This is a genomic window from Curtobacterium sp. B18 (genome assembly GCF_000333375.1).
In the GTDB taxonomy this organism is placed as follows: Bacteria; Actinomycetota; Actinomycetes; order Actinomycetales; family Microbacteriaceae; genus Curtobacterium.
The window spans coordinates 1-1,582 of the sequence record NZ_BACZ01000767.1; the positions used below are offsets into that span (position 1 = coordinate 1).

At 72.3% G+C, this 1,582-nt stretch carries 1 protein-coding gene and 1 pseudogene; both read left to right on the top strand.

What is annotated here, in order from left to right; translation table 11 throughout:
• Nucleotides 1–852 (top strand): annotated as a pseudogene (locus tag I5E_RS20255) (MFS transporter); the annotation flags it as partial.
• Between the two features lie 60 nt (nt 853–912).
• Nucleotides 913–1,497, top strand: coding sequence for a TetR/AcrR family transcriptional regulator (locus tag I5E_RS23055; protein WP_022908583.1), 585 nt, complete (start codon nt 913–915; stop codon nt 1,495–1,497).
• Nucleotides 1,498–1,582 lie beyond the last annotated feature (85 nt).

Here is a 1,582-nt window from a genome sequence, read left to right on the forward strand (position 1 = left end):
GCTGGGCAGCTCATGCAGAGCATCACCCTCGCCTCGCAGAACTCGGTGCAGCCGCGTGACATGGGTGTGGCGACCAGCTCGGCGACGTTCTTCCGCCAGATCGGTGGCACGCTCGGCACCGCGGTGCTCCTGTCCGTGCTCTTCTCGATCATGCCGGCGAACATCCTGCACGCCACCGCCGACCAGAAGAACCTCACCGGTGCGCTCGACGCCGCGCTCGACCCGACGGTCGCCACGGCGAAGGCGAACCAGGGCGTGATGGACCAGATCTGGAACCCGATCGTCACGCCGATCAAGCAGCAGGTCCAGTCCGGCCTCGACCAGGCCACCGCCCAGGTGACCCAGGCCACCGCCGGCGCCCCCGAGGCCGTGCAGCAGCAGGCACTCACCGCGGCGGCCGACAAGGCCCACGCGTCGGTGCAGGACGGCAAGCTCGTCGTCGACTGGTCGGACGACGCCCAGCGCACCTACTGGGTGGACGACCTCGCGCCGACCCTGTCGAAGCAGATCGAGAAGGGCACGGGCGACTCGGCCTCGTCGAGCAGCGAGACGAGCGACACGTCCTACCTGAACGGCGCGGACGCGGCGCTGACCCGCCCGTTCATGTCCGGGTTCAACGCCTCGGCCGTCACGGTCTACTGGGTCGGCTTCGCGGTCATCCTGCTCGCGTTCGTCCTGAGCTGGTTCTTCAAGGCGCCGCCGCTCCGCAAGAGCTCGGCCCTGCAGGAGCAGGCGGACAGCGCGAGCACCGCGGACGACCTCGAGGTCCAGGCCGTCAAGGCCGCCGACACCATGGGCTCGCCGACCGCTCCCGGCACGGGGTCGGTCCCCGTCCAGCGGGACCGCGTCTAGCAGCGGACACCGGGCCTCCCGTCACCGGACGGGAGGCCCCGACCCGCACCAGGAGCAGCAGTGAGCACGATCGAGTCCCACCCGGTGGCCGACAGCGGCCTGCGGGAGCGCAAGAAGCAGCAGACCCGGGCTGCCATCCACCGGTCCGCCCTCGAGCTCGTCACCGAACGCGGACTCGCCGGCGTCACCGTCGAGGAGATCTGCGCGGCCGCCGACGTCTCGCCCCGGACCTTCTTCAACTACTTCCCGTCGAAGGGCAACGCGGCCCTCGGCCTGCCGTCGACCACCGTCCCGGACGACGCCCGCGCGCGGTTCCTCGCAGGTTCCGGTGCGCTCGTGTCCGACCTCTGCGAACTCGTGGCGCAGGCCGTGACCCTGCCCGAGGACCGCCGCCGGATGAAGGCGCTCGTGCAGGCACGGCCGGAGATGGTGCCGACGATGCTGCAGTGGACGGCCGACGCGCGGACGGCGATCGTCCGGGTGGCCGCCGAGCGGGCTGACGCTGACACGGCCCGGACCGCGGTGACCCTCGTCATGGCCGCGGTCATCGAGGCCGCGCACCGGTTCACGGTCGCGTCCCGCGACGACCTGGCGGACCGGCTCCGCGGTGTGGTCGCGGAGATGGGTCTGCTCGCCACCGCCTGAGCGGCGCGACCACGTCCACGAGGAGCGCCCCGCCGGCCGGTACCGGCGCGACGAGCCGGCGGCGTGGCGGCCGTGACAGGAGGCG